At 41.7% G+C, this 7,999-nt stretch carries 7 protein-coding genes; 4 read left to right on the forward strand and 3 right to left on the reverse strand.

Annotated elements, in window-relative coordinates:
• Nucleotides 1-1,837 (forward strand): methyl-accepting chemotaxis protein (locus AC4GME_RS00250; RefSeq protein ID WP_490378875.1); only part of this gene is annotated, 1,837 nt, incomplete at its 5' end.
• A 190-nt stretch (nt 1,838-2,027) separates the two neighbouring features.
• On the opposite strand, the gene AC4GME_RS00255 is transcribed toward AC4GME_RS00250, so the two are convergent.
• Nucleotides 2,028-2,198 carry a hypothetical protein gene (locus AC4GME_RS00255; RefSeq protein WP_490376184.1) on the reverse strand — a complete coding sequence of 57 codons (171 nt, stop codon included), beginning with the start codon at nt 2,196-2,198 and terminating at the stop codon, nt 2,028-2,030.
• Nucleotides 2,199-2,581: 383 nt separating this feature from the next.
• Between AC4GME_RS00255 and AC4GME_RS00260 the strand changes: the two genes are divergently transcribed.
• The 3 genes from AC4GME_RS00260 to AC4GME_RS00270 all read left to right on the forward strand — a co-directional run bounded on the left by AC4GME_RS00260 (nt 2,582) and on the right by AC4GME_RS00270 (nt 5,697).
• A complete protein-coding gene (locus tag AC4GME_RS00260) occupies nt 2,582-3,499 on the forward strand; it encodes a glycoside hydrolase family 17 protein (protein WP_490376183.1) in 918 nt (305 codons plus the stop codon).
• Between the two features lies 1 nt (nt 3,500).
• Entirely contained in the window at nt 3,501-4,463 is a 963-nt protein-coding gene (locus tag AC4GME_RS00265; RefSeq protein ID WP_490376182.1) for a glycoside hydrolase family 17 protein, read from the forward strand.
• A 274-nt stretch (nt 4,464-4,737) separates the two neighbouring features.
• Complete coding sequence (locus tag AC4GME_RS00270; RefSeq protein WP_490376181.1) at nt 4,738-5,697, forward strand: hypothetical protein; 960 nt, start codon at nt 4,738-4,740, stop codon at nt 5,695-5,697.
• A 219-nt stretch (nt 5,698-5,916) separates the two neighbouring features.
• Here AC4GME_RS00270 and AC4GME_RS00275 read toward each other — a convergent pair whose 3' ends face one another.
• The gene (locus tag AC4GME_RS00275; protein WP_490376180.1) at nt 5,917-6,708 is read right to left on the reverse strand and encodes a M48 family metallopeptidase; all 792 of its coding nucleotides are present in this window, start codon (nt 6,706-6,708) and stop codon (nt 5,917-5,919) included.
• Between the two features lie 242 nt (nt 6,709-6,950).
• The coding region (locus AC4GME_RS00280; RefSeq protein ID WP_490378876.1) for a glycoside hydrolase family 16 protein at nt 6,951-7,999 on the reverse strand (1,049 nt) is incomplete at its 5' end.

Genomic DNA, 7,999 nt, shown 5'->3' on the forward strand with positions numbered 1-7,999 from the left:
TAACCAAACCAGTGTTAAATTGTTAATTGCAGATAAAATATTTAAAGATTTTTTAACCAGTCAAGATGCACAACGTATGCAAGGTTATGAAGATAAATTCAGCGTGGCACAACAAGATGTTAGTGATGCTCTTGGTAAATTGGCTAAGGTTTCAGCTGATAACCCTGCATTAAGCAGTCAATTAAGTGAATTACTCGCTATCGAAGAGCGTTACTTCTCTGAATCTAATAAAGCGATGGACAATTATAAAACCCAGTTGAATGCGCAGCAGAAAAGACAAAAAACCGCGCGCCGTTTCCAGAAATTACAAACAGATTTACGCTTAGGCATGATCGAATATATTAACGACAAGGGAACGGATACTGTTAAATTATTGGCAAAAGGTTATTTTGATAAATTAAAGTCGATAGAAACAAGTACTTCAGATGCATTATCTAGTGATGACATCAGTAAAATCAGTAAGGCGATGAAAGCTAATAAACGCAGTGTAACGCGCCTGAAGTTTGCTTACCAAGGTATTATCACGCAGCTGCCGGGTTTTAAGGAAGAGTTTGACGCATCAACCATGCAGTTTATTCAGGATGCGGGCAAAAAAGGCGGCGTACTTGATCAACATTTTACCTATACAAAAGCGCGAACTCTTTTGTATGCCAACATTGCCGTTCTTGCCGGCGAAGTTGATCAGGCGATGACTATCCTTGAAACTTTTCGCGCTGAAGCTGATCAACTGATGAACAGCGCTATTGATAATGCGAATAAGATCTATACGGATGGTTATGCCAAAGCAATTGTGATGGGCGGAAGTGTAACCGTTTTCCTTCTGTTCCTTGCCTGGTTGCTGGCACAAAATGTGCGTAAACCTTTGGTCTCTATCCTTAAAGCGCTTGAAGCTTTAACCGCTGGGGATATGACCGAAAGGGTAAATGGCAATACATTTATCGAATTCAACCAACTCAGTGCTCATATCAATACGCTGGCGTCCAATCTGCAGGATATCCTGCGTAAATTAAGTTCAACGTCAGGCAATTTAGCGGAAGTGTCAGCACAGAATCAATCCACCATGACTCAGTCCAGAGCGCGTTTAAATGAGCAGCGGAATCAAACCGCATCGGTTGCTACTGCTATGACAGAGATGGAACATTCAGTTAAAGATGTTGCCACGAGCGCACAGAGTTCTATGGATAAAGTGCATGATGTTGAAGTTGCAGCGAAAGCCGGCCGAGATGTCATGAGTGACAATATCTCGACTATTCATCTGTTATCAGAAAATCTTGATGAGTCGGTTAAAGTGGTTTCAACTGTTCAGGAGATGAGCAGCGATATCGGCTCTATCCTGGATGTTATCCGCCACATTGCAGCTCAAACTAATTTACTGGCACTGAATGCCGCGATTGAAGCTGCGCGTGCTGGTGAACAGGGACGGGGCTTTGCTGTTGTTGCTGATGAGGTCAGAGTGCTGGCGGAACGCACCACTAGTTCAACTGCCGAAATTGAAGATATGATTCAAAATCTGCAGCAGAAATCAGGGCAGGCATCAACAGTAATGCAGGCCTGTGTTACTGAAATGAATAAGAGCTTAACGCAAACATCTGATGCTAATAGCGCGATGGAGGAAATTCAGGCGAATATTATTGAGATTAGTAAAATGAGTTACCATATAGCGCATGCCGCGGAAGAGCAAAGTTCAACAACCAACTCGATTGCACGCAGCCTGGAAGATATTAGTCAGATAGCCGACGATAACAATTTATCGATGGAACAAGTAGCGCAAGTAAGCGGCAAACTGGATGAACTGGCGCATCAGCAGAATGAGTTGGTGCATCGATTTAAAGTCTAGTTTAATTGACCAAACTTAATTTCGATGTAAGTGGTCACTTGCTTTGCTGGTGCCGTTAGTGAGACTCTGTGGTTAGAGTGTGTACTTTTAGAGGGAATTATCTTTAGCTGAAATTTTACCTATTTAAATCTGGGTTTATCTGCGCGAAAAATGATTAAGCGAATAAACAGCCTGTTAAGCCGGTGCTGGTTTATTCGCTTTTATCTTTTTTATCTGTTGGAAAATTTAGTTCCTTTTCTGCTTTTTTGTCTGCACTCTGCTTATACCATTCTAGATAAATATCTGCTCTTTTATGCTGGTTAAAAGCAACTATCTCTGCGTTATAAGTTTTGTAAAGGGAATGACCATTTACAAAACTCATGCCTTGATATGATTTATTTTTCCTTCGCCTGAATTGACCACTTACTTACCTAGAATAGTATTACTTAGATTCTAATGAGATAAAAATAATTTTTTATTGCTTGTTCAATATCTAATTTTATATCCGTAATTATTACTTGTTGTGATCCAGGTAATGCTTCCTTATAAATCACCTTGTCTACTGTTTTTTTTGTAGCATAGTATTGACATGTAAGCGCTTTCTTTTGAGCGGGTGGACAATTCGTTCCTGCAAATAAGCCGTTATAAACGCATTGTTTACAGAGTTTACACCGCGTCTAAGATTCGCATTTCAGTGAGCCTCATAATCTACATCTTCAAGTAGTTTGGGTATATAAATAATAATGCAGTTAACAGGAGAGTAGAGTGTCGAGTAAATACAATAAACATATGTCATTAGCTGGAATTAATTTTTCAAATCTATCTGATGAGGAGCTGGGGGGGATTGCGGCAAAGATTGTTGCGGATAAGATCCATGGCATCTCATTTAGTCCTTATATAGAAGGGCAGGGGCCGGGTACACAAATTGGTGAAGCACAGATCCGTGAGCGATTAAAAATCATCCAGTCAAATGTCAACTGGGTACGTTCATTTTCCTGTACTGAGGGTAATCAACAGATCCCTGCAATAGCGCAACAGAACGGCCTTAAAACTATGGTCGGTGTCTGGTTAGGCGATGATTTAGAGATGAACGAAAAAGAACTGGCCAATGCTATCGAAATAGCAAAAGCGGGTCATGTCACTATTCTGGCTGTGGGTAATGAAGTGCTGCTGCGCGGTGATCTAACTGAAGATCAACTGATTGACTATATCAACCGTGCCAAACAGGCGTTGCCTGATATTGAAGTCGGCTATGTTGATGCTTATTATGAATTTGAAGAACACCCTCGTGTGACAGAGGCCTGTGACGTTATTCTGGCTAATTGCTACCCGTTCTGGGAAGGTTGTCCTGCGGAATACTCCCTGCTGTATATGAAAGATATGTATCGCCGTGCCGTTCGTGCTGGCGGTGGCAAGAAAGTAATTATCACTGAAACTGGCTGGCCAAATGTCGGCACAGCAGAAGGGGGCGCGGTAGCCTCTAATGAAAATGCAATGAAATATTTTATTGATACCTACTTATGGGCAGAGGAAGAAGGGATAGAAATCTTTTATTTTTCATCTTTTGACGAAACCTGGAAAGTGGAAGCTGAAGGAGATGTCGGTGCCTACTGGGGGCTTTGGGATAAAGAGGGTAAATTCAAATATATTGACAACGTAGAACAGTTGCAAGAGAGCGCATAGAATGGAATTAGTAAAGAGTAATAATGCAATGGAACTGCAGCATGGCAATGCAATATGTTATTCCGGATATCGTGAAGGGCAGAACCCTTGTGAAGGTATTTACCCGAGTTACGAGGAGATAAAGGAAGATCTGCTGATTCTGGCGGACAACTGGAAATTTCTCAGACTGTATGATTGCGGCATACATGCAGAAACAGTGCTGCAGGTGATCCTAAACGAGGCGCTGGATTTTAAGCTGATGCTCGGTGTGGATATGGCGGCTGAGATAAGCAACCCTCAGTGCCCTTGGGGGGCTGAGTTCAGTGAAGAGCAGCTCAATGATAACCGCCAGCATAATAGCGATGAAATCGGCCGCTTGATTGCTCTGGTGGAAAAATACCCTGAGATTGTCTTTTCTGTTTCGGTCGGCAATGAGGCCAGTGTCGACTGGACGGACCATATGGTGCCGGTAGAAAACCTGATCGGCTATGTGCGCAGAATTAAAAGTGCTATTAAACACCCGGTTACCTTTTGCGAAAACTATGTCCCCTGGACAAACAAGCTGCAGGATCTGGTCGCTGAGTTGGATTTCATTTCAGTGCATACCTATCCGGCATGGGAATATAAAACCTTAGATGACGCGCTTGAATATACTAAACAGAATTATTACTCGGTCGCGGATCATTACCCGGGTAAACCGGTCGTAATTACTGAGGCAGGTTGGACAACGGCTTCTAACGGACGGGGCATAGAAGCATGGAATGCTTCAGAGGAGCTGCAGGCTGCTTACTATCAGCAATTACTTGAATGGACCAGCAATGAGAAGATACTCACGTTTGTTTTCGAAGCGTTTGATGAGCCTTGGAAAGGTGATTCTCATCCGCTGGAGCCGGAAAAATTCTGGGGACTGTTTAATGTTGATCGTACGCCAAAACTGGTTATGCAGGAACTCTACAAAGAACTGCTATTAAAACGCAGGGCATAAGCTGCAGTGATAACTGTTGGGCTCGCCGTTAGGTAGAGCCCGTAAACCAGACCAAGGCGGTTGTCATGGGAAAATAATCATTGCTTCAACCGCGAAATTAAGGCTAGTTTATTGCTGGACAATAGTTGTCTGTCCTGCTTATCTTTCCATCCTTTATTCCTGTAAATCGAATATCAACAATATATCTGCATTGTGATCTGACTAACGGTTTAAAAATTGATGCTTTGCTATAAATTATTTTAATTCGCTGCTGCAATGAATAAGGAGGCTCAGTTTGGAGTTATATGACAAATATGAACAAACTATGAAAAATAGCCCTCATGTGGTTATTTTAGATGCTGGTGCAAGTGTCTCTGCAATTTCTTGTGATGATGAAAACCCAATAAACACTCCTCTGCTCAATGGTTTTCTGAAAAAAATATGGTTAAGCGATTCAATTAGCGATATTGGGTTAAAGACAGCAAACAATACTCTGGAAGATATCTATACTCAGCTGGCTGCACGAAACGAATACGCTGAAATACGCAATGAACTGGACGAGACAATCCGAAAATATTTTGCTTCATTTACGATCCCGGATAAAGTGACGACTTATGATTTATTAATTCTTTCGTTACGTAAAAAAGATTTGCTTGCCACCTTTGACTGGGATCCTTTGTTACTGCAAGCTCATCAGAGAGTGAGTAAAATCACTGATGATATCCCTGATTTGGCTTTTCTACATGGAAATGTAGTGGCTGAATGCTGCCCTAATCATAAGTATGGCGGGTTAATCGAGTCAGCTTGCTCCGAGTGTAATAAACCGTTTACTAAGCATATCTTATTTTATCCAGGCAAACAGAAAGAGGACTATGCAGATCCGTTTACATTTGATCATTACAAAGTACTGAAAAACTATCTGCAAAAAGCTTACCTGATATCGATATTCGCTTGCGACGTAACAAAAAGTGATGTTGAGGGGCTTGAATTTATTGATGTAAGGCCAGATGCTGCATGGAAAAAATATGTGCACCCGTATCATTACAGGGCTTATTCCGGCTTCTTTAATTCATGTTTAGCAAAACACCCACGCAGGACAACGGAAGCATTTTTTGATAGAACTGAAAACTGCATTTATTCCGATCCGGCAACCCCTTTTAGCGAGACAATGGACTTTACCGAGTTAAAAACGCTTGTAGGGAAATTAGTATTAGAAGAAAAACGCCATAGAGAAAGCTATCTTACAGTTGCATAAAGTGGCTAGCCAATAAGCACAATAGCGAAGCAGCTTCTGCCTTTGCTTTTAAGGCTGTTCAACTTACTCTGAAAAACAGCTCATACCAACCCGCTTAATATTATGGTCTATTTGTGGAAGTGCGCCTTCAGTCGCGCCTATCATATTGCGCGGTTAAAACCGCACTTCCAAAAACAAAAACAAAAACAAAAACAGATCAGTTAATTTTACGGATTGGTATTACAGCATACAATTTTGTCGTTTTACATTGATTGCAGGTAATTGCGTTATTAGCGCTTGTAACTCTTCAATACGCGTTGAGTGAGAAGGGTGAGTTGATAATAGTTCCGGTGGCTGATTACCAGTAGATGCTTTAGCCATATTTTTCCACAATTCAACGCTTTGCTTCGGATCAAACCCCGATTCCGCCATAAGTTGTAAGCCAATGACGTCAGATTCAGACTCTTGTGCCCGTCCGTAAGGCATCAGTATGCCATACTGCACGCCTAATCCGAGTCCAGCCATCGCGATACTTTGATACTCACTACCGCTCATGACTGCATTTGAAAGTTGTAAGCCTGCATTTGCTAACTGACTGCGGGAAACCCTTTCATTACTGTGCTGTGCCATTACGTGACCAATTTCATGACCGATAACCGTTGCCAGCTGATCCTGATTATTAGCAATCTTAAGCAAACCCGTATAGATACCAATTTTTCCGCCAGGTAGTGCGAAAGCATTCACTTGCTCGCTATCAAAAACAACAACTTCCCATTCACTAAAATCTGGCTGAGGCCCTAAACGAGTTGTAATTGCATTAGTTACGCACTGTACATAGGAATTAATTTTTGGATCGTGATTAATTTTTTCCTGTTTCTTCAATTCTTCGAAAGACTGGCTGCCAAGTTGCGACATCTCACTGCCGGAGAAAAGTAAAACCTGCTGGCGCCCGGTTGGAGAGCTTGCGCATGCAGAAAGCATCAATGAGGTGATAATCAATATTGCCAGTAATAATGGTTGTTGGGTTTGCATATCAGTGACTCCATCTATTGTTTAATCTCTTTAAGCTGCACAGGTAAAGCGTTTTATCGCGTTGCCATGCATAAAAATATTCACAACTAAAAGTTAGATCGAATAAGGATATTAGTCAAAAAAAGCAGGAAAGTAGGGGAGTTAAATCGTAGCAAGGGTTATTTGTATTTTGTAAATAATGTGGTTGATTCATTGCTGAATTCAACCACATTGTGATCAGTTTACTTTAATAAACGAATCGGTTACTTAGCTGGATATTCAAAACGAATATTATCCACTTTCAGGGTCATAACACCTAAAGGCTCAATAACCAGTACATTAGTTATTGCTTTGATGTCTGCTTTGTTTCCACCTGAGAACCTGTTTCCACCCGCAATTAAATCAGCCACTTTGATGCGTACTTCGCCCCATGTGCCAACTGCAGGTTGCGTGACAGTAATATCACTGGCTTTAGGCCAGCCGCTATCCATTTTCACAAGCAGTTCAGTATCACCTTCCATACTTTCAACATTAAGATCAAATACTAATTCACCATTATCCATCCAATGACTGAGATCAGTTTGTGGAGCACGTAAATAAACATTACCGGCTTCGCCAGTTTTAGTTATTTTCCACACTTTGCCGCGACCTGCTTCTTCAACTTCTTCTTGAGTTACAACTTTGTCTGGATTGTAGCCGTCAAAAGCCATACCGACACTCAATTCATCTTTGTAAACATCAAAAACAGGGCCTTTACCGAAATTACCGTCACCGATTAGGATTTCCGGCTCAGCAACACCTTCAACAAATTTGGCTTGATCAGAGATACTTGCACAGCCTTTACCTTTCCATCTGTCAGCAGAGCAGCGGTAAACACGTACATAGTCAATCGCTAATGTTTGCGGGAATACAGATGAATCAATTCCGCCATTATTGGCATTGGCAGCCCAGTTACCACCGACTGCAAGATTTAGCAGCATATGGAATTTCTGGTTAAAAGGTGCATTCTTGCCGCCACTGACAAATATGCCATCTTCCATATGCTGGCTGTACCAGCCTTCCTGTTTTTGTGTTGCAAAATGAACATTGTCAATATACCAGCGGATTTCACCTTCTTCCCACTCAATGGTATAAGTATGGAAATCATCGGCTGGGTTTACGTTGCCTGGAAGATGCGTTGCTTGACCAGTAAATACATTGTCCGGCCAAGGTTTACCGTAATGCAGGCTACCAAATACGCGTGACTCAAGCTCGTCTTCTGCAGCCCCAGTTTCGGTAGAAGGGGTCTTCAGATTAACCGCTTCCATAATAT

This window comes from Psychromonas sp. (genome assembly GCF_983033635.1).